This window comes from Streptomyces montanus (assembly GCF_005786655.1).
Taxonomy (GTDB): domain Bacteria; phylum Actinomycetota; class Actinomycetes; order Streptomycetales; family Streptomycetaceae; genus Streptomyces; species Streptomyces sporangiiformans.
Window position 1 is genome coordinate 69386 of the sequence record NZ_VBZC01000028.1, and the last position, 23278, is coordinate 92663.

21 protein-coding genes are annotated in these 23278 nt (G+C 69.8%); 8 read left to right on the forward strand and 13 right to left on the reverse strand.

Going from position 1 to position 23278, the window contains the following annotated elements:
* Positions 1-4 precede the first annotated feature (4 nt).
* The 5 genes from FE633_RS24790 to FE633_RS24810 form a co-directional block, all read right to left on the reverse strand.
* Positions 5-775 carry a lysophospholipid acyltransferase family protein gene (locus FE633_RS24790; RefSeq protein ID WP_138047447.1) on the reverse strand — a complete coding sequence of 257 codons (771 nt, stop codon included), beginning with the start codon at positions 773-775 and terminating at the stop codon, positions 5-7.
* 233 nt (positions 776-1008) lie between these two features.
* Positions 1009-1779 carry a GNAT family N-acetyltransferase gene (locus FE633_RS24795; protein ID WP_138047394.1) on the reverse strand — a complete coding sequence of 257 codons (771 nt, stop codon included), beginning with the start codon at positions 1777-1779 and terminating at the stop codon, positions 1009-1011.
* Positions 1780-2009: 230 nt separating this feature from the next.
* On the reverse strand, positions 2010-2759 hold the full coding sequence (locus FE633_RS24800; RefSeq protein WP_119104231.1) for a succinate dehydrogenase/fumarate reductase iron-sulfur subunit: 750 nt from the start codon (positions 2757-2759) through the stop codon (positions 2010-2012).
* Positions 2756-4717: a fumarate reductase/succinate dehydrogenase flavoprotein subunit gene (locus FE633_RS24805; protein WP_138047395.1), complete on the reverse strand. Its 1962-nt coding sequence runs from the start codon at positions 4715-4717 to the stop codon at positions 2756-2758. The genes FE633_RS24800 and FE633_RS24805 overlap by 4 nt, the downstream gene beginning before the upstream one ends.
* Before the next feature lies 1 nt (position 4718).
* Positions 4719-5426, reverse strand: a complete 708-nt coding sequence (locus FE633_RS24810) for a succinate dehydrogenase (protein WP_138047396.1) — start codon at positions 5424-5426, stop codon at positions 4719-4721.
* A gap of 84 nt (positions 5427-5510) precedes the next feature.
* Between FE633_RS24810 and FE633_RS24815 the strand changes: the two genes are divergently transcribed.
* Complete coding sequence (locus FE633_RS24815) at positions 5511-6395, forward strand: LysR family transcriptional regulator (RefSeq protein ID WP_138047397.1); 885 nt, start codon at positions 5511-5513, stop codon at positions 6393-6395.
* 154 nt (positions 6396-6549) lie between these two features.
* On the opposite strand, the gene FE633_RS24820 is transcribed toward FE633_RS24815, so the two are convergent.
* The 3 genes from FE633_RS24820 to FE633_RS24830 all read right to left on the reverse strand — a co-directional run bounded on the left by FE633_RS24820 (position 6550) and on the right by FE633_RS24830 (position 10713).
* Positions 6550-8694 (reverse strand): putative bifunctional diguanylate cyclase/phosphodiesterase, encoded by a 2145-nt coding sequence (locus tag FE633_RS24820; RefSeq protein WP_138047398.1) that lies wholly within the window; start codon positions 8692-8694, stop codon positions 6550-6552.
* Entirely contained in the window at positions 8691-9503 is an 813-nt protein-coding gene (locus FE633_RS24825; protein WP_138047399.1) for an SAM-dependent methyltransferase, read from the reverse strand. Before FE633_RS24825 ends, FE633_RS24820 begins: the two co-directional genes overlap by 4 nt.
* A 229-nt stretch (positions 9504-9732) precedes the next feature.
* On the reverse strand, positions 9733-10713 hold the full coding sequence (locus tag FE633_RS24830; protein ID WP_138047400.1) for an SCO0930 family lipoprotein: 981 nt from the start codon (positions 10711-10713) through the stop codon (positions 9733-9735).
* Between the two features lie 699 nt (positions 10714-11412).
* Between FE633_RS24830 and FE633_RS49285 the strand changes: the two genes are divergently transcribed.
* Both FE633_RS49285 and FE633_RS24840 read left to right on the forward strand, forming a co-directional pair.
* Entirely contained in the window at positions 11413-11541 is a 129-nt protein-coding gene (locus FE633_RS49285) for a hypothetical protein (protein WP_276147170.1), read from the forward strand.
* A gap of 15 nt (positions 11542-11556) precedes the next feature.
* A complete protein-coding gene (locus FE633_RS24840; RefSeq protein ID WP_138047402.1) occupies positions 11557-12321 on the forward strand; it encodes a bestrophin-like domain in 765 nt (254 codons plus the stop codon).
* A gap of 152 nt (positions 12322-12473) precedes the next feature.
* Here FE633_RS24840 and FE633_RS24845 read toward each other — a convergent pair whose 3' ends face one another.
* Positions 12474-12962 (reverse strand): hypothetical protein, encoded by a 489-nt coding sequence (locus tag FE633_RS24845; protein WP_138047403.1) that lies wholly within the window; start codon positions 12960-12962, stop codon positions 12474-12476.
* A gap of 335 nt (positions 12963-13297) precedes the next feature.
* Between FE633_RS24845 and FE633_RS24850 the strand changes: the two genes are divergently transcribed.
* Entirely contained in the window at positions 13298-13960 is a 663-nt protein-coding gene (locus FE633_RS24850; protein WP_138047404.1) for a class F sortase, read from the forward strand.
* A 48-nt stretch (positions 13961-14008) separates the two neighbouring features.
* Here the strand turns inward: FE633_RS24850 and FE633_RS24855 are convergent, their stop codons facing one another.
* On the reverse strand, positions 14009-14995 hold the full coding sequence (locus FE633_RS24855; protein WP_138047405.1) for a polysaccharide deacetylase family protein: 987 nt from the start codon (positions 14993-14995) through the stop codon (positions 14009-14011).
* A 225-nt stretch (positions 14996-15220) separates the two neighbouring features.
* On the opposite strand from FE633_RS24855, the gene FE633_RS24860 reads away from it, so the two are divergent.
* The gene (locus FE633_RS24860) at positions 15221-16672 is read left to right on the forward strand and encodes an amino acid permease (RefSeq protein ID WP_138047406.1); all 1452 of its coding nucleotides are present in this window, start codon (positions 15221-15223) and stop codon (positions 16670-16672) included.
* Here FE633_RS24860 and FE633_RS24865 read toward each other — a convergent pair.
* Positions 16659-17852 carry a CapA family protein gene (locus tag FE633_RS24865; RefSeq protein ID WP_138047407.1) on the reverse strand — a complete coding sequence of 398 codons (1194 nt, stop codon included), beginning with the start codon at positions 17850-17852 and terminating at the stop codon, positions 16659-16661. The two genes, FE633_RS24860 and FE633_RS24865, sit on opposite strands and share 14 nt — an antisense overlap.
* A gap of 276 nt (positions 17853-18128) precedes the next feature.
* Here FE633_RS24865 and FE633_RS24870 point away from each other — a divergent pair, with 276 nt between their 5' ends.
* The 3 genes from FE633_RS24870 to FE633_RS24880 all read left to right on the forward strand — a co-directional run bounded on the left by FE633_RS24870 (position 18129) and on the right by FE633_RS24880 (position 20131).
* Positions 18129-18674 carry a sigma-70 family RNA polymerase sigma factor gene (locus FE633_RS24870; RefSeq protein ID WP_138047408.1) on the forward strand — a complete coding sequence of 182 codons (546 nt, stop codon included), beginning with the start codon at positions 18129-18131 and terminating at the stop codon, positions 18672-18674.
* A gap of 135 nt (positions 18675-18809) precedes the next feature.
* Positions 18810-19325: a hypothetical protein gene (locus FE633_RS24875; protein WP_138047409.1), complete on the forward strand. Its 516-nt coding sequence runs from the start codon at positions 18810-18812 to the stop codon at positions 19323-19325.
* A gap of 155 nt (positions 19326-19480) precedes the next feature.
* On the forward strand, positions 19481-20131 hold the full coding sequence (locus tag FE633_RS24880) for an anti-sigma factor family protein (protein WP_138047410.1): 651 nt from the start codon (positions 19481-19483) through the stop codon (positions 20129-20131).
* Positions 20132-20176: 45 nt separating this feature from the next.
* Here FE633_RS24880 and FE633_RS24885 read toward each other — a convergent pair whose 3' ends face one another.
* The gene (locus tag FE633_RS24885) at positions 20177-21040 is read right to left on the reverse strand and encodes an Fpg/Nei family DNA glycosylase (RefSeq protein ID WP_138047411.1); all 864 of its coding nucleotides are present in this window, start codon (positions 21038-21040) and stop codon (positions 20177-20179) included.
* 50 nt (positions 21041-21090) lie between these two features.
* Positions 21091-23181, reverse strand: coding sequence for a SpoIIE family protein phosphatase (locus FE633_RS24890; protein WP_138047412.1), 2091 nt, complete (start codon positions 23179-23181; stop codon positions 21091-21093).
* Between the last annotated feature and the right edge of the window lie 97 nt (positions 23182-23278).

Genomic DNA, 23278 nt, shown 5'->3' on the forward strand with positions numbered 1-23278 from the left:
TGCGTCAGATGTGTGCGGATGCCTCCGAGTGCGCGCAGGTCCGATGGGTGGTGGCTGCCTCGGCGGCGTGGGCGAGGGTCCGCCGGTCGGGTGCACCACCCGGCGGGAGCACCGGCTGTACGTGTACCTCCGCCACGAGACCGCGTGCCGACACGACCCGCCACACCGAGGCGAGCAGCGAGTCGCTCCCGACGAACGCGGGCGCGGTCGTCGCCGCTCCCCCGTCGATCCGGTAGTGCAGACGCACCGGCTGGACGGGCACAGTCGCGTCCAGGGCGGCCTGGAAGGCGGCCCTGCGGAAGTGGCCCTGGGCCCGGCCGCACCAGGTGCTCCCCTCGGGGAAGACCACGACCGCCGCGCCGCCCCGCAGGCTGTCCGCGATCCGCTCAACCGTCCCGGGCAGCGCGCGCAGCCGGTCGCGCTCGATGAACAGAGCGCCGCTGCTCGCGGTCAGCGCGCCCGCCACGGGCCACTGCCGGATCTCCGCCTTGGCGAGCATCCGGCCCGGACGAACGGCCGCCAGCAGCGGGATGTCCAGCCAGGAGATGTGGTTGGCGACCAGCAGCAGTCCGCCGGTGGGCGGGGCGGCGCCGGTGATCCGTAGGCGTACGCCGACCGCGCGCACGATCGTCCGGCACCACAGCCGGACGGCACGGTCGCGCCGCACACCCGCGAGCCGTCCCACGACCGGAATCAGCGCGATCCCGAAGAGGAGCACGGCCACGACCGCGGTCAGCCGCAGCGCGGCACGCGGTACGGCGGCCGGCGACCCCATGGACTCCACGCAGGCCCGCGGGGAGCACGGGGCGCTGGGCAGCCAGGCGCTCGCCGGAGCGGTGACGATGCGCGTCGCGCGGGGGCGCTTCCCGGATACGGGCCGCACGCTGCCGAGGCGCGGGCGTGGCACCTTCCGGGTGCCCGGGAGCGCGGCCGCGCTCGCACCCGGCCCCGCGAGGGCCGTCGCGCCGCGGCGGGAACGCAGTATCACTGCGATGCGAGGCGTGTTCATCACGCCGGCACGAGCGAGAGGAAGTGCCGCAGATACCGCGGGCTGACCCGCCGCATCGACAGCAGGACGTACAGGTCGGCGACGCCGAAGTCGGGGTCGTGGGCCGGTTCCGCGCAGACCCAGGCGCCGAGGCGAAGGTAGCCGCGCAGGAGCGGGGGAAGTTCGGTGCGCCCGGAGCGGGTGACGCCGTCGGCGCTCCAGGGCAGTCGCGGCCGTACGCGGTACTCCTCGGGGGCCAGGTACTTGGCCTGGACCCGGTCCCAGGTGCCCGCGGCGAGTGCGCCGCCGTCTGCCAGCGGGATGGAGCAGCAGCCGGCCAGCCACTCGTGACCGCCGTCGACCATGTAGCGCGCGATGCCGGCCCAGATCAGACCGATGACGGCGCCGTCCCGGTGGTCGGGGTGCACACAGGAGCGGCCGACCTCGACGAGCCCGGAGCGGATCCCGTCGAGCGGCGCGAGGTCGAACTCGCTCTCCGAGTAGAGCCGTCCGGCGATCGCGGCGCGGTCGGGCGGCAGCAGCCGGTAGGTGCCGACGACCTGTCCCGTCGTCGTGTCGCGGACCAGCAGGTGGTCGCAGTACGCGTCGAAGGAGTCGATGTCGAGGCCCGGCTGCGGGGAGGACAGCAGGGCGCCCATCTCTGCGGCGAAGACGTCGTGACGCAGCCGCTGTGCGGCCCGGACGTCTTCCTCGTCGCGGGCGAGGGTGACGGTGTAGCGGGTGGGGGCCGTCGACAGTGGGGGGCTGTCGAGGGTGGAAACGCCGGTCATGGCACTCTCCTGGTCGCGGGGCCGGTTCGGCGGAGCGGCGGCAGACCGATACCGTTACGGTCTGCGCGCTCCTGTTCTTCCGATGCCGATTGGCTTCCGCGTGACCCACGGCAGGAGTCAGGATGTGCGGTTGTTGAATGCCAGGGGGCGCCGTCGATGCGAGACGGGACCGGAGCTGAGCACCACCTCCGGTCCCGCCCGTCCGCACCTTTCCGGCGAACGACGTACGGCTAACGCTTGCCCGACGTGCGGGTCGCGCGCAGCCACTCCTTGTTCATGCTGGTGATGGAGACCAGCGGGATGCCCTTCGGGCACGCGGTGGCGCACTCGCCGGTGAGCGTGCAGCCGCCGAAGCCCTCCTCGTCCATCTGCCCCACCATGTCCAGCACCCGTGTCTCGCGCTCGGGCGCACCCTGCGGCAGGACGTTGAGGTGGTTGATCTTCGCTGAGGTGAAGAGCATGGCGGCACCGTTCGGGCAGGCCGCCACGCAGGCACCGCAGCCGATGCACTCGGCGTGCTCGAACGCGAAGTCCGCGTCCGGCTTCGGTACGGGCGTCGCATGGGCTTCGGGCGCGGCGCCGGTGGGCGCGGTGATGTAGCCGCCGGCCTGGATGATGCGGTCGAAGGCGCTCCGGTCGACCACGAGGTCCTTCACGACCGGGAACGCCGAGGCCCGCCACGGCTCGATGTCGATCGTGTCGCCGTCCTCGAAGGACCGCATGTGCAACTGGCAGGTGGTGGTGCGCTCGGGACCGTGCGCGTCGCCGTTGATGACCAGCGAGCAGGCCCCGCAGATGCCCTCACGGCAGTCGTGGTCGAAGGCGACCGGGTCCTCGCCCTTGAGGATGAGTTCCTCGTTGAGGGTGTCCAGCATCTCCAGGAAGGACATGTCGGCCGAGATGCCGTCCACTTCGTACGTGGACATCGCTCCGTCGGCGTCGGCGTTCTTCTGCCGCCAGACGCGCAGGGTGAGCTTCATGCGTAGCTCCGCTGGGTGGGGTGGACGTACTCGAAGACGAGGTCTTCCTTGTGCAGCACCGGCGCGTCACCGGTGGCGGTGAACTCCCAGGCCGCCGCGTACGAGAACTCCTCGTCCTTGCGGGCCGCCTCGCCGTCCGGGGTCTGGGACTCCTCGCGGAAGTGGCCACCGCACGACTCGCCGCGCTGCAGGGCGTCGAGGCACATGAGCTCGGCGAGCTCCAGGTAGTCGACGACGCGGTTCGCCTTCTCAAGCGACTGGTTGAACTCCTCGCCGGTGCCGGGCACCTTGATGCGCCGCCAGAACTCCTCGCGGATCTGCGGGATGCGCTCCAGGGCCTTGCGCAGCCCCGTTTCCGTACGGGCCATGCCGCAGAACTCCCACATCAGCTCGCCGAGTTCACGGTGGAAGGAGTCGGGGGTGCGGTCGCCGTCGACGGAGAGGAGCAGGTTCAGGCGGTCCTCGGTCTCGGCGAGCGCCTCCTGGACGACGGGGTGGTCGACCGTCACGTCATCGGCGGCGGAGCGGTGCGGATTGCGTGCCAGGTAGTCGTTGATCGTCGACGGCAGCACGAAGTAGCCGTCGGCGAGGCCCTGCATCAGCGCCGACGCGCCGAGCCGGTTCGCCCCGTGGTCGGAGAAGTTGGCCTCGCCGATCGCGAAGAGCCCCGGAATCGTGGTCTGGAGGTCGTAGTCGACCCACAGTCCGCCCATCGTGTAGTGCACGGCGGGGTAGATCCGCATCGGCACCTCGTACGGGTTCTCCGCGGTGATCCGCTCGTACATGTCGAAGAGGTTGCCGTACTTCTCCTCGACCTTGGCGCGGCCCATCCGCTGGATGGCGTCCGCGAAGTCCAGGTAGACGCCCTGCCCGCCGGGGCCGACGCCACGCCCTTCGTCGCAGACGTTCTTGGCGGCCCTGGACGCGATGTCGCGGGGCACGAGGTTGCCGAAGGCCGGGTAGATGCGCTCCAGGTAGTAGTCGCGCTCGTCCTCGGGGATCTCGTGCGCCGGACGGTTGTCGCCCTTCGCCTTGGGGACCCAGATCCGGCCGTCGTTGCGCAGGGACTCGCTCATCAGCGTGAGCTTCGACTGGTGGTCCCCGGTGCGTGGAATGCACGTCGGGTGGATCTGGGTGAAGCACGGGTTGGCGAAGTACGCGCCGCGCCGGTGCGCCCGCCAGATCGCGGTGGCGTTGGAGTTCATGGCGTTCGTCGACAGGTAGAAGACGTTGCCGTAGCCGCCGGACGCGAGGACGACGGCGTCCGCGAAGTACGTGTCGATCCTGCCGGTGATCAGATCGCGGGCCACGATGCCGCGCGCCCGGCCGTCCACCACGATCAGGTCCAGCATCTCGGTGCGCGGATGCATCTCGATGTTGCCGGCGGCGATCTGCCGGGACAGCGCCTGGTAGGCGCCGAGCAGCAGCTGCTGGCCGGTCTGGCCGCGGGCGTAGAAGGTCCGGGAGACCTGTACGCCGCCGAAGGACCGGGTGTCGAGGAGGCCGCCGTACTCACGCGCGAAGGGCACGCCCTGGGCGACGCACTGGTCGATGATCTCGACCGAGATCTGCGCCAGGCGGTGGACGTTGGACTCGCGGGCCCTGAAGTCCCCGCCCTTGACGGTGTCGTAGAACAGCCGGTGGACGGAGTCGCCGTCGTTGCGGTAGTTCTTCGCGGCGTTGATGCCGCCCTGCGCGGCGATCGAGTGGGCGCGGCGCGGCGAGTCCTGGTAGCAGAACTGCACGACGTGGTAGCCCTGTTCGGCGAGCGTGGCACCGGCCGAGCCGCCCGCGAGACCGGTCCCGACGACGATCACCGTGTGCTTGCGGCGGTTGGCGGGGTTGACCAGCTTGGCCTCGAAGCGACGGGTGTCCCAGCGCTCGTTGACCGGGCCCTTGGGTGCCTTGGTGTCGACGACCGGCTCACCGGTCGTGTACTCGGTGTACTCAGCAGTCATGTCAGCTCACCACTCCGGTCATGACGCCCACGGGTACGGCGATGAAGCCGGCCGTGAGCAGCAGCGCAAGGACGTTGGCGACGGTCTTGAGGGCGCGGTCGCGGGTGCGGCTGCCGACGCCGAGGGTCTGCGCGGCGCTCCAGAAGCCGTGCCGGACGTGCAGGCCGAGCGCGAGCATCGCGACGATGTAGATGACGTTGCCGTACCAGGTGGAGAAGGTGTCGATCACGTTCTGGTACGGGTGCCCGGCCTGGAAGCCGTCCGGGTGCACGGTGCCGGTCGTCAGGTCGAGGATGTGCCAGACGATGAACAGGCCGAGGATGATCCCGCCCCAGCGCATCGTCCGCGTCGCGTAACTGGCCCGCGGCTTCTTGTGCACGTACTTGGTCGGTCGCGCTCTGATGTCGCGGCGGCTCAGCTGGTACGCGGAGGTGGCGTGCGCGACGACGGCGACCACGAGCACGACGCGGATGAGCCACAGCGTCCACTCGTAGTGCATGAAGGGTTCGCCGATGGTGCGCAGCCAGTGCCCGTAGCGGTTGAACTCGCCCGCCCCGAAGTAGATCTTCAGGTTGCCGATCATGTGGGCGACCAGGTACAGCAGCATGATCAGGCCGCTCACGGCCATCACGGTCTTCTTGCCGAGGGACGAGTCCCACACGGTGCGCGTCCTGGACGGTTTTCGGACCGTCCGCGTTGCCAGAGCCATGGACAAGAACGCTAGGGCCGAACGACCCCATCGGTCCAAGACATGGTGTGGCTGGATTCGATAGGTGCGGCCTATCGTGGCGGTATGCAGTTCCAGCAGCTCCAGTACTTTGTCGCGGTGGCCGAGACACGGCACTTCACCCGCGCCGCGGACCTGGTCCATGTCGCCCAGCCGTCCCTGTCCCAGCAGATCAAGGCTCTGGAGCGGGAGTTGGGCGCGGATCTCTTCCTACGGGCGCGCGGCAACATCACGCTCACGGACGCGGGCGAGGCGCTGCTGCCGCTGGCCCGCCGCATCCTGGCCGACGCGGACACGGCACGGCACGAGGTCCAGGAACTGGTGCAGCTGCGCAGCGGCCGGGTCCGTCTGGGGGCGACTCCGAGCCTGTGCACGGGGCTGCTGCCGGACGTGCTCCGGGCCTTCCACGACCGGTACCCGGGCATCCGGCTGCTGATCGAGGAGGGCGGCTCGCACGATCTCGTACGCGAGCTCGCACGCGGAGCCCTGGACCTCGCCCTCGTCGTGCTGCCCCTGCCCAGCCCGTCGCCCGCGCTGACCACGGTCGAGGTGCTGCGGGAGGACCTGGTGGTGGTGTCGTCGCCGGACTCACCGGCTCCGGGGCAGGGGCGGCGGACCGTACAGGTAGCGGATCTGGAGGGCGAGCGGCTGGTCATGTTCCGGCACGGCTACGACCTGCGCGAGCTGACGGTCGCCGCGTGCCGCTCCGCGGGGTTCGAGCCGGACTTCGCGGTGGAGGGCGGGGAGATGGACGCGGTGCTGGGTTTCGTTCGGGCGGGACTGGGCGTGGCCGTGGTCCCGCGCATGGTGGCCGCACGGGCCGGGCGCGGGCTGCGGGTGACTCCGCTGGCCGCTCCGGGGATGCACCGGACGATCGCGTTGGCGCACCGTAGCGATGTGGCTCCGCCTCGGGCCGCCAGGGAGTTGCAGCGGATGTTGTTCGAGCGGTGACCTTTTGTTGGGGGCGTGGGTCCTGGGAGCGCCGTTGGGGGTAAGCGCTGTCCAGGTCTGCGGGGCCGTCGTGGCTGGTCGCGCAGTTCCCCGCGCCCCTTACGGGCGCGCCCCGAAGAGGCGCGGCCCTGAGGCCGCGCCCTCTCGCCGGCGCTCAGCCCGTCGCGTCCACCAGTGCCAGGTCGTGCAGGCGGTCCGGTGGGCCCGGGCGGGCGTAGTACCAGCCCTGGGCCGTGTCGCAGCCCAGGATGCGTAGCTGTTCGGCCTGCGCGCCCGTCTCCACGCCCTCTACCGTGACCGCGAGGTCGAGGCTGTGGGCCAGAGAAACGATCCCTTCGACGATCTTGAGGTCGACGGGATCGGCGGGGAACTGCTGCATGCCCTGGGTGAAGGAGCGGTCGAGCTTGAGGATGCTCACCGGGAGGCGGCGCAGGTTGGCGAGGTTCGAGTAGCCCGTGCCGAAGTCGTCCAGGGCGATGTCGACGCCCATCTCGGACAGGCGGCGCAACGGCTTGAGGAGGTCGTCGTCGGCGCCGATCAGCGCGGACTCGGTGACTTCCAGGCAGAGGGACGCCGGTTCGAGTCCGGCGCGCTCCAGGATGTCGACCGTGTCGGAGACCAGGCCGGGATGGGTCAGCTGGCAGGGCGACAGGTTCACATTGATGCGCAGCGGGACCGCGGCCGCCTCCCCGCCGTGTCGTTCCTGCCACTCCCGGGCCTGGCGAACGGACTGTTCCAGGACCCAGCGGCCCAGCGGGACGATCAGGCCGGTGTGCTCGGCGAGCGGGATGAACCGGTCGGGAGTGAGCACGCCGTGCTGCGGATGCAGCCAGCGGACGAGTGCCTCGGCGCCGTGCACGCTGCCGTCGCCGAGGTGGACGAGCGGCTGGTACTCGATGAAGAACTCGTTCCGGTCCAGGGCCGCGGGCAGCTGCGTGGTGAGCCCGTGCCGGGTGATGGCGCGCGCGTCGGCCTCGGCGTCGGCGAGTTCGTAGCGGTTGCCGCCCGCCGACTTGGCCCGGTACATCGTGATGTCGGCGCTGCGCAGCACCTCCGCCGGGCCGCGCTCGCCCGTCGGGCCCTCGACGATGCCGATGCTGCCGCGGACCGTCAGCTCGCGGCCGTCGATACGGACCGGGGTGACGAGGGCGTTCATGATGCGGTCGGCCAGCGCGTCGACCTCGCGCTCCGTGTCGGGCCCGGTGGTCAGCGCCACGAACTCGTCGCCGCCGATCCGGGCGACCATCTCACCGGGCGCGGTCGCGCAGGACTGCAGCCGGTCGGCGACCTCGACGAGCAGCCGGTCGCCGGCCGCGTGCCCCAGGCTGTCGTTGATGGTCTTGAAGCCGTCGAGGTCCAGGTAGCAGAGCCCGAAGCGCATGCCCTCACGCGCGGACAGTGCCTTGTCGAGGCGCTCGAAGAACAGCGTCCGGTTGGGCAGTCCGGTGAGCGCGTCGTGCGTCGCCTCGTACCTCAGCCGCAGATTGAGCAGCCGGCGTTCGGTGGTGTCCTCCATGAGGGCGAGCTGGTACTTCGGGGAGCCGTCCGCGTCGCGCAGCAGGGAGACCGTCAGGTTGGTCCAGAGAACCGTTCCGTCAGGGCGGTAGAAGGCCTTCTCCACGTGATAGTGCTCGCGCTCGCCCCGTACCAGTTCCTCGTACAGGCGCCAGACCTGAGGAGCGTCGTCGGGGTGCGTCCACTCGACGACCTTGCGGCCGCGCACCGTTTGCTCGGTGCCGCCGAACATCCGCAGCAGGGCGTTGTTCACCTGGAGGACGTTGCCGTCGAGGTCCGCGATGCCGATGCCTATGGCCGCGCCCTCGAACACCGCGCGAAGCATCGCCTCGCTCGAGTGCAGCGCCTCCGCGACCACACCCTGGGCCTCGAGCGCGGCTTGTGCGATGGCCTCCTGCTCCGCCAGCGTCCTTTCCCGCAGCGCCTGCGCGAACCCGGCGGCCATGGCGTGCTGCAGCCGGGCCGAGCGGTTGCGCAGGTCTTCCTGGGGCCCGTCCTCGCCGCAGTAGAGCACCAGGTAGGCGTCGACGCAGTCGAGGGAGCGGCTGAGCGCCTCCGGTTCGGTGCAGTGCGCGTCGATCAGCGCGGCGCCGACGGCCTGCCCCTCGGCCGCGTCGAACGTCCTCGCCCGCAAGGCGTCGCTCAACCGCCGGGCGAGCGGCACCAGATCCAGCTCGAACTCCAGCCGGGTCAGCGACGTCGCGGTGGCCGGGTAGACCGCCCGGCTCCAGATCGTCGCGAACCGGCGCAGTCTGTCCTCCGGTCCGTCCGGCTCCGCCATCACGCCGAACGCCCCACTCCCGCGAAACCGGAGTAGGCAAAGGGATCCTCGTCCTCCGGTGCTGTCTCGGGCCGCCAGTTCGCCATCGTCACCAGGCCGGGTTCCACCATGTCGTACCCCTCGAAGAACCGCGTGATGTTGTCACGCGTGCGCATGATCAGCGGGTTGCGGATGTCTTTGTAGACATCGACCGCACCCTCGACCCGCTCCTGTGGGAGCGGGATTCCCTCGTACGAGGCGTGCGTGACGATGAGCAGGCTGCCGGGCGCCAGCGCCTCGCGCAACTCCGCCACAGCCCCGTACGGGTCGTCCTCTTCCTCCACGAAGTGAAGTATGGCAACGAGGAGGAGTGCGACTGGCCGATTCAGGTCGATCAGACGCTCGACCTCGGGACTCGTCAGGATTTCCTGGGGTTTGCGCAGATCCGCGGCGACGACGTCCGCGTCCTCGTTGCCCTCCAGGACGGCCTTGCTGTGCGCCACGGCCACCGGGTCGTTGTCGACGTACACGACGCGTGCACCGGGACTGGCGCTCTGGACCACCTCGTGGACGCTGCCGAAGGTGGGGATGCCCGAGCCGATGTCGAGGAACTGGGTGATGCCCTCGTCCACCGCGAAACGCGCCGCACGGCGCAGGAACGCCCGGTTCGCCTGCATGATCTTGGGAAGTCCCGGCATGAACTCCATCGCCTTCCGGGCCGCCGCCCGGTCGACTTCGAAGTTGTGCGATCCGCCCAGGTAGTAGTCGTAGATCCGGCTCACGCTCGGCACCGAGATGTCGATACTGCGTGGGGCCCAGGCGGGACGCTCCATCTATCTCTCCAAGGCGTAGGCGATCCGGTGTTCGAGCTGAGGCTACTGATCGCCCGCCAAACGAGCGAGCGGAAACGGAAATTGACCATCCGTTCCCGGTCTCTGCCCGCGGCACGTGCCGAAATAACGTCATACGAAAGCGTCCGAAGCGTTCCAAAGCCTCGTGAAACAGGCCGACCCCCTCCGTACGATACGGAGGGGGTGGACCGGGGAATCGTGCCCGCTCTGCCTACTTGGGCTTGCCGAGCGGCTTGCCCTCCGGCGAGATGGCGTACCAAGTGCCGCCCACGCCCTGGCCGTTGGTGTCGCCGGGCTTCTTGTCGCCCGCGAAGGTGTACAGCGGCCAGCAGTCGATGCTCTGCTGCTTGAGGCCGTCCGGGCGGTTCAGGACGACATAGCCCCGGCGGCCGTCGTTCTTGTTGTCGATGCCCTTGGTGTCGGCGGCGTCCACCGGCTCGACGACCGGCCACTTCTCCAGGCACTCACCGACGCAGTTCGACTTCATCGGCCACGGGACGTCCTTCTCGAAGCGGTAGACCGTCATACCGTTCTTGTCGACGACGACCTCGCCCAGTTCGGGGTCGTTGCGGGTCGACAGACCGGGAAGGTCGGCGGCGGCCTCGCCGCCCCCCTCGGTCGCCTTCTTGCCGGTCGGAGCCGATGCGTACCAAGTGCCACCCACGCCCTGACCCTTGGTGTCACCGGCCTTGGTGTCCTTGGCGTACCGGTACATCGGCCAACCGTCGAGGGTGAGCTGCTTCGTACCGTCGGAGCGGGTGACCTCACCGAGCAGCGACTTGTCGATACCCGCCGGGGCGCTGGCGCCCGAGGCCGGAACGGGCGGCCAGGTCGTGGCGCAGTCGCCGTCACAGGTCGACTTCGGCGGTTCGGCCGTGTCCTTGTCGAAGCGGTAGAGCGTCATGCCCGCGCTGTCCGTCACCACTTCGCCGAGCTTCGCGTTCTCCGCCACGGCAAGCCTGCCGGCGGTCTCCGACTTGGCCCCAGCGCCCTCTTGCGCACCCTGGGCACCAGCGGTGGGATTACTCGTACCGATCTCGTAGTCATTGCCCGATCCCACACCGTTGGCCGCGGGCGCCGCACCCACGTTCTGGCTCCCCGTGGACTGGGCGTTGTCCTGACCGCACGCCGTCGTCAGCGCCAGGGCCGCAGCTGCCGCTACGAGTGAGGCGCTCCGCCAGGAGGTCTTCATAACCAACTCCCCGCTGTTCGCTTAGGTGTTGCGGCGCACTACTGCGCCGCGTATGGCCCTAGGTACGGGCGGAAGCGCCGAGAGTGTTCAACCAGCTCACAAGTTTCTTTGAGAAAACTGCCGGTGAGCCCGTTCGGGATGCGGCTCGGCAACCCCCTGAGGCCTTGGGTCCCTCCTTCGGGGCAATCCCTGCGGGCTCCGGCATACAGGGCTTGGCCAAGGCCCAGGATCTCCGTCGTGCATGGACCACAACGGACCCGATTCGCCCTCGCCATACGGCTGTTGGCGCTGCTCACGCTGGTCTGGCTGCTCATCGGCGCACCGATCCCGGCGGCCGCGGACACCTGCGCGTCGGCCTCGGCGGGCCCGGACGGTTCCCACGCCGTGGCGGTCGCCGGGACCGGCGTTTCCTGCCGACCGAGCCCGACACCACCTCCGCCGAGCCCGACACCGACACCCACCCCCGAGCCGGTGCCGCCACCGGCACCAACCCCACCAGCTCCACCGCCTCCTCCCCCGCGACCGCCGTCGCCCTCTCCCGCACCGTCGACGGTTCCACCGACGCCACGGCCGACTCCCGCCGCGCCACGACCGGCGGCACCCGAGCCGGCACCGGTGCCGCTCCCGCCGCGAGCGGCACCTCTCCCACCGGCTCCGACCCCGACCCCGACCGAGCGGATCAAACCCTCACCGACTCCCGTGAGTTATCCCCCGTACCGCACGGCGTCCCGACGGCAGCCGCCTCGCGGCGGCCCGTCCCTGGTCTCGCTCACCCTGCTCATCACCGCGCCCGCGGTGCTCGCCGTCGCCGCGCTGCGCCCGCGCTGACCCCCGGAGGATTCTTTGTCGGAATGGCTTGTTCTCGCCCTCGCGATGGCGGCTTCGTGCTTCGTCGTCCTCGCCGTGGCCGTCGTACGGCATCACACGGCCACCGAGGACGACGACCCGTCCGAGACCCCGGACGTGATCGAGTACATGACGATGATGATCGGCGTGGTGTACGCCATCGTGCTGGGCCTCGCCATCGCCGGTGTCTGGGAGGCGCGCGGCGTCGCCGAGGACCACGTACGGACCGAGGCGTACGCACTGCACGAGGTCTCGGAGCGCGTACGGGTCTACCCGCCCGACGTCCGCGAACAGATCCGGGACGACGTCAACGCCTATGTCGGCCACGTCGTCACCACGGAGTGGAAAGCCATGGCCGACGAAGGCCGGGTCACCGACCGCGGCACCCGGCTGTTCGAGCGGATGCGCCACGACGTCACCGACTATGAGCCCAAGACCGACTTCGAGGCCCAGGCCTATCAGCCGCTCCTCGACCAGATCACCGCGGCCGACGACGCGCGGCGCGCCCGCGCCGAGGCGGCTGAGCCGACCATGCCGGGCGTCGTCTGGTTCGGACTGATCACCGGAGCCGTCGTCACCATCGGGATGGTCTTCGCGTTGCAGATCCGCCGTACCCTGCGCGAACTGATCCTCGCCGGGCTGTTCTCCGCCCTGATCGGCTTCCTGCTCTTCCTGATCTGGGACTTCGACGCGCCCTACGGCCGTGGGATCACGGCGCCGCCCGACCCGTTCCTGTCGCTGTTCCCGAACGCGCGGGGGTGACGCCTCCCGGCGCACAGCCCTTCGCCCCGGAACCATGGGGGGTCCCCTGCTCGAGCGAAGCCGAGAGCTCGGGGGAGGGTCCGGCGCGAAGGGCTGTCACGTGCGATCGTCTCCGAAGGACAAGACGTCGACCGTCTCGGAAAGACAGGGCCTCAGAACTTGTTGTCGGAGCGACGGCGCATCCAGAACACCCCGCCGCCGATCAGCGCGAGGGCCACCAGACCCCCGCCGATCGCCATGTCGGTCGGCGTGGCACCGCTGGAGTTGCTGCCGCCGAGGCCACCTTGGACACCTCCGATCACGGTGAAGGCGGCGGGCTTCGTAAGGCTGCCCTTGCCGGTGCAGTTGACGGTGATGTCGTAAGAGCCGGGAGTGGCGGTCTGGTTGATGGTCGCAACACCCTTGGACGTCCCCCGGCTGTCGTTGATGGGTGAGAGTGTCGTCTTCGCGAACGCGTTCGACGTCGCGTGGCCGCCCTGAGGGCAGCCGTCTACCGTGATCGTCAGCTGCCCTCCACGGGCGACGACGCTGGGCGAGGCGACGATGTTGCTCGGACTGTTCCAGGCCAGAGCCACGGGCGCGGCGAGTCCCAGGGTGGCGACCGCCGTCGCGGAGACGGCCAGGGCACGAGTGGTACGCATGTGATCCTCCGGGGAAGGCGCCCCCGGGAACCGTCCCCGGGTCCGATCGGCGAGAAAACGCCTCCCAGAGAGACCCTCAGACGCCGATCGGGGAGCCGCATTTCGAGAATGGTCCGTCCTGGTGAAAGAACGCGCCGAATAAAGACACACAATCGCATATTGCCGCAGGTCACGGACGATCGAAAAATTCCTGGTCCGTGGCGACTCGGATGGCGCACGCACGCGGGCGCCACCACCCGTTCGGAGCTTCTCCCGTCGCCCGCCGGGCGTGCTGCACTTAGCGTTCTCATATGCGCGACGGATGCGGCGACGGCCGCGTCGAGAGGGGTTTGCGAATGTCTGCGTCCGAGCTGGCCGAAGAGGAGCAGAGGCAGAGGAGGCGCGCTCCGTGGGGCGTGATAGCGCTTGTGCTGCTGACCGGCCTCGCTCTCGTTCGAAATGGCTCAGGAGAGTTCGACATCGGCCCTCCGCAGCCCGCGACGGCCGCCGCCGCGGACAACCACACCACCCCGAACACCCGCCCGAAGGCACCGGCTCCCTTGCCGTTCTCCGTGGCCGACCGCATCAGGATCCCCTCGATCCAGGTCGACGCGCCCGTCATGCCGGTGGGCATCGACGAGATGGGCTGGGTGGCCGCTCCACCGCCGGAGGACCCGAATCTCGCGGGCTGGTTCTCCAGCTCGGTCACGCCCGGCGAAGTGGGAACGGCCGTCGTCGTGGGCCATGTGGACAACAAACAGGGCCCCGCCGTTTTCTTCGGCCTCGGGGCCGTGAAAAAGGGGAGTCTCGTGGAGGTGCGCCGCCAGGACGGGAAGTTCGCCGTATTCCAGACCTACGGCATCGAGGTGTTCGAGAAGAACAACTTCCCCGGCGAGCGCGTCTACGGCAACACCGGAACTCCCGAACTGCGTGTCATTACCTGCGGAGGCGGTTTCTCCAAGCAGAACGGCTACGACGGGAACGTCGTCGTGTTCGCCCGCCTGGTCGAGGTTCGCTGAGCGTTCCCCGACCGGGCGGGCGAAAGCCCGTGGAACTCGGCCCGGAAATTACCTGGCCTGCCGCCTGGGCACGGTGATGTGATAGCCCGAATCCAGCAGCCGGGGCAGATAGTGGCGCAGGGCCCGTACGCTCGTCGAGCGGTCGCCGCCCGCGTCGTGCGAGAGGACCACGATTCCCTCAGCCGCGCCCTTCAGGACCCGGCGCTCGATGGACTCGGAGCTGGGCGCCGTCCAGTCGAGTGTGTCGACGCTCCAGGCGAGCGGTTCCATGCCGAGTTCGGCGCCGATCTCGAAGACCGCACGGTTCCAGGCCCCGTACGGCGCCCGGAACCAGCCGGGACGCTCTCCGCACGCCTGCTCGATGACGTCGCTGGTCCGCTCGATCTCGGAGCGGATCGCGGACCGGGTCAGCTCGGTCAGCAGCGGGTGGGACCAGGTGTGGTTTCCGATGACGTGCCCCTCGTCGGCCATCTTCCGGACCATGTCCTTGTTCTCGACGACCATCTCGCCGCACACGAAGAACATCGCGCGTACGTCGTGCGCCTTGAGCGTGCGCAGGACTTCCGGGGTGTAGCGGGGGTCGGGACCGTCGTCGAAGGTGAGCACGATGCTGCGGCGGCGCCCCTTGATGCGCAGGAACGGCTCGCGCCGTACGAGGGTCCGGCGGGGCATGGCACGGGCCGGGCCGTATCCGGTGATGGGCTGGAGCCGGTAGGCGGACGGCTTGACGGAACGGCCGGCCCTGGCTCCCGCGGCGGGGGTGGCGGAGGCACGGACCGACGACGTCGGTGAGGCCGATGGCGGTGACGCGGAGGCCGTTGACGCCGAAGCCGATGACGTCGCGGCACGTGACGCGGAGGCAGATGATCTCGAAGCACGTGACGCCGAGGCAGATGACGCGGAGGCGGATGAGACCGGCGGTGACCCCGGACCAGCGGTCAGGAGGCGTGCGGTGCCGGTCGCTCCCGCCGCTCCCAGGACGGCGGCGCCGACGAGCAGCGCCCGGCGCCGTGAGAGCACATAATCCTTATTCATGATTGATCAGTCGCCCGAACGGAGCCCTGAACAGCGCCCCGCCACCGGTCCGGACGCGTGAAAGCACCCGATGGGACCAGCTACCGGCGGTGCTCGCATGTGAAGGCCGGGCGATGGACTGTGACTGTTGTGGCGTGAACCGCGCGTAACACCTTTCGCCCCCGCCGCCCCTGGGCCATCATGATCCGCCATCAGCCGACAGCCGTCTGCGAAGAGGTGAGGCTCATGGCCGGGCTCCGTATGAACGAGGGCGTTCTCCGCCGCAAACCCATCGAACACATCGAGGAGACGGAGGCAGGCGAGGGAACCCGCCTCGAGCGCTCGCTGGGCCTGTGGCAGCTGACCGCGATCGGGGTCGGCGGCATCATCGGCGCGGGCATCTTCACGCTCGCCGGCACGGTCGCCAACGGCACGGCCGGTCCCGCCGTTCTCATCTCGTTCCTGATCGCGGGCGTCGCGAGCGCCGCGGCCGCGCTGTCGTACGCCGAGTTCGCGGGCCTCATACCGAAGGCGGGCTCCGCCTACACCTATGGGTACGCGGTGCTGGGCGAGCTCGCGGGCTGGTTCATCGGCTGGGACCTGCTCCTGGAGTACACCGCGATCGTGGCGGTGGTCGCGATCGGCATATCCGGGTACTTCAGCTTCCTGGTCGGGGAGATGGGCGCCGATCTGCCGAACTGGATGCTGGGCGCGCCCAGTACCGGCGACGGACACAAGGTCGACCTGTTCGCGGTCGTGCTGTGCCTGTTCGTCGCCTATCTGTTGAACCTCGGCATCAAGAACGCGGCCCGCTTCGAGATGGTCGTCGTGGTCCTGAAGGTCCTCGTCGTGCTTCTCGTGATCGGTGTCGGCGTGTTCCACATCGACACCGGGAACTACAACCCGTTCTTCCCGTACGGGGTCGGCGGGGCGTTCACGGGAGCGGCGACCGTCTTCTTCGCGGTCTTCGGGTACGACGCCATGTCGACGGCGGCCGAGGAGTCGAAGGACGCGCAGCGCCACATGCCGAAGGCGATCATCTACTCCCTCGTCATCTCGATGGTCCTGTACGTGGCCGCCTGTCTGGTCCTGACGGGCATGCAGGACTACAAGGACATCGACCCAGAGAGCGGCTTCTCGTCCGCCTTCAAGTCGGTGGGCCTGAGCGGGCTCGCGGACATCATCGCGGTCGGCGCGATCGTCGGCATCCTCACGGTGATGTTCACGTTCATGCTGGGCGTCACGCGTGTGTGGTTCTCGATGTCGCGCGACGGGTTGCTGCCGAAGTGGTTCGCGAAGACGCATCCGACGCGGCATGTGCCGACGCGTGTGACCTGGATCGTGGGGGTCGCGTCGGCGGCCATCGCCGGGTTCCTGCCGATCGGTGAGGCGGCCGAACTGACCAACATCGGGATCCTGTTGGCGTTCGTGGTCGTGTGCGTCGCGGTGATCGTGCTGCGCTACCGGCGGCCCGACCTGCCGCGCAGTTTCCGTACGCCGTGGATGCCGGTGGTGCCGGCGGTGGGCGTCGTCTTCTCGATCTGGCTGATCACCTTCCTGCAGTGGCAGACGTGGGTGCGGTTCGCCGTATGGCTCGTGATCGGACTCGCCATCTACTTCGGGTACTCACGCCGGCGGTCCGAGCTGGCGAAGACGGAGCGGGTGACGAAGCCGGAGACGGATGCTACTTCGCCATGACGAGCCCGTCCCCGGCCGCGCCGCGGCTGAGGACGACCTGGCGGATGCGGTCGCGTACGCCGGTCGCACCGGTGCCCTGGAGGCGGGCGTCGCCGAGGTTCACGACACGGCCGGGGCCGACGTCGAACCACTGAGGGACGAACTCCGCCTTCTCGACCTGCCAGCGGCCGCTCCGGTCGTTTGCGGGAACGAAGGTGAAGCGGCCGATGGTGCCCTCGTTACCGCGCGGGTCGTGGGCGCCGGAGTGGTTGACCATCGGGCCGGCGACCTGGTCGCCCATGCCGTAGACGACCCAGGTGCCGTTGACCTTCTCGTACGCCTGTGGGACATGGGCGTGGGTGCCGAGGATCAGGTCGATGTCGGGGCGGCCGTTGGTACGGGACTCGGTGAGCTGCCTGCTCAGCCGCAGCTGCTGCGCGTCGGGTTCGTCCTGCCATTCGCTGCCCCAGTGCATGGATACGACCACGACGTCGGCGCCCGCCCGGCGCACGGCCCGGGCATCGGCGACGATCTTGTCGGGGTCGATCAGATTCACCGCCCAGGGCCGGCCCTCGGGGAGCGGGATTCCGTTCGTGCCGTAGGTGTACGCGAGGTGGCCGACCCGCGCCCCGCCCGCCTGCAGCAGGGTGGGCGCGGCCGCCTCGGCCGCGGTGCGAGCGGAGCCGGCGTGCCGTACGCCCGCCCGGTCGAGCGCGTCGAGGGTGCGGTGGATGCCCGCGGCGCCGTCGTCCAGGGTGTGGTTGGAGGCGGTCGAGCAGGCGTCGTAGCCGGTGGCGGCGAGGGCCTCGGCCACCTGGGGCGGGGACTTGAAGGTGGGGTAGCCGGTGTAGTCGCCGTCCGCGCCGTACACCGTCTCCATGTGGCAGATCGCCAGGTCGGCATCGGTCACTACGGGTTTGACGCCCGCGAGCATGGGCCGGAAGTCGTATCCCTGGCCGCCCGCGTCGGCGTTCGCCTGGCGGATGATCGAGCTGTGCGGAAGGACATCGCCGGAGGCGACCAGCGTGAAGCCGGCGCCTCCGGAGGACGGCGCGGGCGCTCCGGACGACGGCGCGGCGGCTTTCGAGGAGGGCGCGGGGTCTCGCGGCCGCGCGGGCGGATCCTGCGCCTGACAGCCGGTGGTCGCCGCGAGAAGCAGCGCTGTCAGGACCACGGCCGTTTGTCGCCCGCGTGCGGTCATCAATTCACCCCGTTGTGCTCGTATGAATACATGAAGTGACACGACTGCACATACAGGACAAACAGGAGTCAAGGCGCCTTACCGGTAGGAGTGGCCGGATTCAGCTGGTCCGACGTGCGGGGACAAGGCCGTTCAGGCCAACACGGGCGCGGGGGCGGAGCCACGGCAGAACCTGATTGACCGTTCATCGCACCGTTCGTCGACAGGTTCGACCGTCTGCCGACGATCCGTGTGTGTGGCCTGTCCCGGCGGACCGCCCTGCGTTGACATACGGCCATGACGGCCGCCACCACCATCACGAGCAGGACGACCGCCGAGCACGAGCTGGCCGAATTGCAGCGGGAGCACGGCGCACCACTCTTCGCCCTGCTGCTGAGGCTCTCCGACGGAGACCGGCAGCGCGCCGAGGACCTGGTGCAGGAGACACTCGTACGCGCCTGGCAGCACCCCGAAGCGCTACGAGCCGATGACTTCGACTCCGTACGGCCCTGGCTGCTGACCGTCGCGCGGCGGCTGGCCATCGACGCGCGCCGGGCCCGCCAGGCACGGCCCGCCGAGGTCGGGGACGCCGTACTGGAGAACGCACGGGTCTGTGCCGATCACGCCGAAAGGTCGGTCGAGACGCTCGATGTACGCGAGGCTGTGAAGACACTCACTCCCGAGCACCGGGAAGTCCTGGTGCAGGTGTACTTCCGCGGGGCGAGTGTGGCGGAGGCCGCCGCGGCACTGGGTATCCCGCCCGGTACCGTGAAGTCCCGCGCGTACTACGCACTGCGGGCCCTGCGTCGGGTACTTCCGGGATATGCGGCCGACCTGCGGTGAAACCAATGGCCGAGTCAAACCTCCGTAAAGCGCCTTGCCGAGGACCTCGGTTGAGTAATCGGCTGTCCTCATCCGTGTTCCGGAATGGGGCCCGGGGTCGGGCGACGCTCACGTACCGGAGGAAGGCAGGAAGGGATGCTGCACAGAGGCCAGGAGAGCACGGACGGCGCCGGCGGCGGGGAACTCACTGTCCCCATGGCGTGGTTGTACGCCGAGTACATCGCCGATGAGCTGTTGCGCACCGGGGATCTCATGCCGCCGACGTCCTTCGAGTTCCGCGCCGGGCGCGACGCCCTGGCGCTGACCATCTTCCTGTCGGACACGAGCGGTGAGCTCTCCGGCATACGCGTCGTCTCGCAGCTGGAGACCTGGCTGTCGCTAACGGCGTACGACCAGCCGTGGCAGGACTGGGTGCGCGAACGCATGGCGGTACTGGCGGCCGAGGCGGCCGAGGCGGGCGCGCCCGACCCGGATCTGGAGCTGGCCGCCGCGGCCTGGCGCTGGCTGGAGGAGACCGAACTCCTCGCACCCGACCTCGACGCGGTGCCGGGCGGTGGTCCGGTGCCCGGCGAAGAGGACGGCCCGAAGGTGTGGACCCCGGCCTGGCGGCTGGGGCTGCCGCTGGGGCACCTGGCCATCCATCTCTTCTGAGATTTTTCTGAGCCTCGACCAATCCGCGGGCCCTCTCGCTCCGAATCTCTTGGTTGGTTTCCGGCAGGACTTGAGTGATTCGGCGGTCTGGTGCGTACCGGTGGGCAGCAGTTACCGCCAGTCCACCCACTCACCATCGCCCCGAGGATTACGGTATGAGGTCCCTGGAACGCCATCGCGACGTCGGCGCCTACGCGCTCGGCGTGCTGGACCCTGCGGACGCCTTCCGCTTCGAGGACCACCTCATGGAGTGCCCTCAGTGCGCGATGCAGATTCGCGAGCTGGCGCCCACGACACGGTCACTGCGGGCCTACGCCCAGGCGACTCCGCGCACAGTCTCCGCCATGACCCGGCCCGGCCCCGCGCTGCTGGACCGGCTGCTCGAGAATGTGGTCGTGGTGCGCCGGAGCGGGCGCAGGCGGTGGCTGAGCGCCGTCGCCGCCGCGGTGGTGTTCGCGGTGGCCGGGCCCGCGGTCGCGATGCTCGCCGGCGGCTCGGGCTCGGACGGCGAGCCGATCGCCGCGACCGACCCCGGGACGGGTGTGTGGGCCGAGGTCACCACCCGGAACCGTGCCTGGGGCAGCGATGTGGACCTGACGGTCAAGGGCGCCCCCGGTCCCCGGCCCTGCCAGCTCGTCGTCATCGGCCGCGACGGCTCGGAGGAGACGGTGCTGAGCTGGCAGCCGGGCAGCGGGAAGCCCAGCCCCATGCAGGGCTCGGCGGCGATGCACCCCGACGAGATCGTCCAGTACGAGGTACGCACATCGGGCGGCCAGCGGCTGGTGATGCTCAAGGCCCACTCATGATCGACCGCGACACCCGCTGATGCCCTGGATACACGGCTGCTCCGGCTACTTCAGGAGCCGGGACATCCTGCGGTCCGCGAGGGGCTTGCCGCCGGTCTGGCAGGTGGGGCAGTACTGCAGTGACGAGTCACTGAAGGAGACCTCGCGGATGGTGTCGCCGCACACCGGACAGGGCTCGCCGGTGCGGCCGTGCACTCTGAGCCCACTCTTCTTCTCGGCCTTCAGGCGTCCCGCCGCAAGCCCGTGGGCGCGCTCGACGGCCTCGGTGAGGGTGCTGCGCAGCGCCTCGTACAGCCGTCCTGTCTCCTCGGGCGTCAGGGCGGAGGCGAGCTTGAAGGGGGACATCCGGGCCGCGTGCAGGATCTCGTCGCTGTAGGCGTTCCCCACCCCCGCGATCAGGCTCTGGTCGCGCAGCGCGCCCTTGATCTGGCGGCGCTCACCCTGGAGCAGCCGCGTGAAGCGGGTCTCGTCGAAGTCGTCGGCCAGCGGATCGGGGCCGAGGCGGGCGATGCCGGGCACCTCGCCGGGGTCCCGTACGACATACACGGCCAGCCGCTTCTGGGTTCCCGCCTCGGTCAGGTCGAAGCCCTCGCCCGTCTCCAGGGCGACGCGCATCGCGAGAGGGCCTTTCCCGGGGCGGGGCGGGCCGTCGGGCAGACGGTCCTTCCAGTGGAGCCAGCCGGCGCGGGCCAGATGTGTCACGAAGTGCGGGCCGCCGTCCGTCTCGAGGTCCAGGAACTTGCCGTGCCGGTGCACGGCGGTGACCTCGCGGCCTTCGAGGGCGGCGAGCGGCGGGTCGTACGTCTTCAGAACGCTGATCGCGACGGGCAGTACGCGCACGATCTCGTGGCGGACGACATGATCGGCGAGGAAGTCCTTGAGCGCTTCCACCTCGGGCAGTTCCGGCATACGTCCAGAGTGCCCACCCGGCACCGACGACGCCAGGCGCGCAACCGTGCTCAGCGCTGTTCCGACACCAGGAACTCGCACCACACGCACTTACCGCCGCCCCGCGCCTCCACGCCCCACACGTCCGCGAGACGGTCCACCAGAAGCAGTCCGCGCCCCGAGACCCCGCACTCCCCCGCCTCTCGCCGGCGCGGCAGGGCGCTGGAGGAGTCCTCGACCTCGACGCGCAGGCGACGGTCCGAGCCGGTGAGGATCCGGAGGGTGACGATCGCGGAGCCCTCGGTGTGCATCAGGGCGTTGGTGATCAGTTCGTCGGCGACCAGCTCCACCTCGTCGGCGCGCTCGTCGGCACCCCAGGCGCCGACCGCGGCGCGGATCATGTGCCGGGACTCGGTGAGCGCCTCCGGGTCGCCCGGCCCCACGTGCTGCTGGAGCCGGCCGCCGGGCTGCTGCACGTCGGGGCTGAGGCGGCGCAGCAGGAGCAGCGCGACATCGTCCTCGCCACCGCGCTCCTCGGCCACGTCGATGAGCCGGTCGGCGAGGTCGCGCACATCGTCCGGGCCCGTGGCGATGAGCGCCCGGAGGGTCTGCATGCCCTCGTCGAGGTCCGCTCCGGGCTGTTCGACGAGACCGTCGGTGCACAGCAACAGGGTCTGGCCGGGGTCGAGTTCGATGGTGTTGACGGGATATTCCAGGCGCCCGAACTCGGCGGACAGACCGAGCGGCAGGCCACCTTCGACGGGCAGCCTGCGGCAGGTGCCGTCCGTGTCCCGCACCAGCGGGTCTATGTGGCCCGACCGGACGACCTGGACCACTCCGGTGGACAGGTCGGCCTCCGCGTACAGACAGGTCGCGAAGCGTTCGGTGTCCAGTTCGTGCAGGAACACGGAGGCGCGGGCCATGACGGTGGCGGGCGTGTGACCCTCGGCCGCGTAGGCACGCAGCACGATGCGCAGCTGCCCCATGACGGCGGCCGCATGGGTGTCGTGGCCCTGGACATCGCCGATCACGGCGCCGACGCGACCGCCCGGCAGCGGTATGACGTCGTACCAGTCGCCGCCGATGTCCCGGCCCAGGGAGCCCCCGGCAAAGCCAGAGCGGTAGCGGACGGCGATGTCGGCGCCCGGGACGCTGGGGATGGAGCGCGGCAGCATGGCCTGCTGGAGGCCTTGGGCGACGTCCTTCTCCTGTTCGTAGAACATGGCCCGCTGGAGGCTCTGCGCGATGCTGCTGCCCAGGGCGACGAGCACGTTGCGCTCCTCCGCCGAGAAGCCGCGCCGGTCGTTGTAGAGCAGGCCCATCGCGCCGATGGGCCTGGCCTGCGCGATGAGCGGCAGATACGCGGCCGAGGTGATGTTCAGTTCGGTGAGATGCGGCCACAGCTGCGGGTAGGACTCGGCGAAGTCCTCCGGGGACTCGATGAAACACGGGGCGAGGGTGCGGACGACCTCGCTCATCGGGTACTTCTCGTCGATGCGCGTGACCCGGGTGCCGGGTACGAAGCTGCCCTCGGGGCCCTCCGCGACGAGCCGGATCCGGCCGGCCTCCACCAGGCCCATGACCAGGCTGGTCGCGCCGAGGTGGATCAGCCCGTGGGTGTCCTTGAGGACGTCGATCACGTCCTGGACGGTGCGGGCGTGCGCGAGCGCCGCCGTGGTGATCTGCACGACGTTGGTCTGCCGGCGGCGGGCCTCGTCCAGGGCCGCCTGCTCGCGCTGGGCCTCCTCGCTCTCGCTCAGCTCCTGGGTGGCGTCGCGGACGATCCCGATGATGCGGCGCGGCCGACCCGTCTCGTCACGCAGGACATAGCCCTGGGTGTGGGCCCAGCGCAGGGTGCCGTCGCGGCGACGGACACGGAAGTACGCCCCGTAGTTCTCGCTGCCGTCCTTGAGGGCCTGGGAGACGTGGAGGTCGAGGCGGACGGCCTCGGGCTGGGGGATCCGCGTCGACAGGTTCTCGGGGCGGCCGTTGAATTCGTCGGGGCGCACGTCGAAGACTTCGTGGGCCATCGCGTCCATCTGCAAGATGCCGACGTCGAGGTCCCATTCGAAGCTGCCCATGCGGTTGAGCGCCAGGATCGGGTCCGGGTGGGTGGGCCAGTCGTCCGGGAGTGACGGGGCGCTCGCTCCCCGATCAGCCATGGGCCTACCTTGCCAGGCTTTGGCCGAATCTTCGAGTCTTGGCCGATTCGGATGCTTCTTCCCCTGCTCCTTCCCCTTGTTCACGCCGATTCCGGGA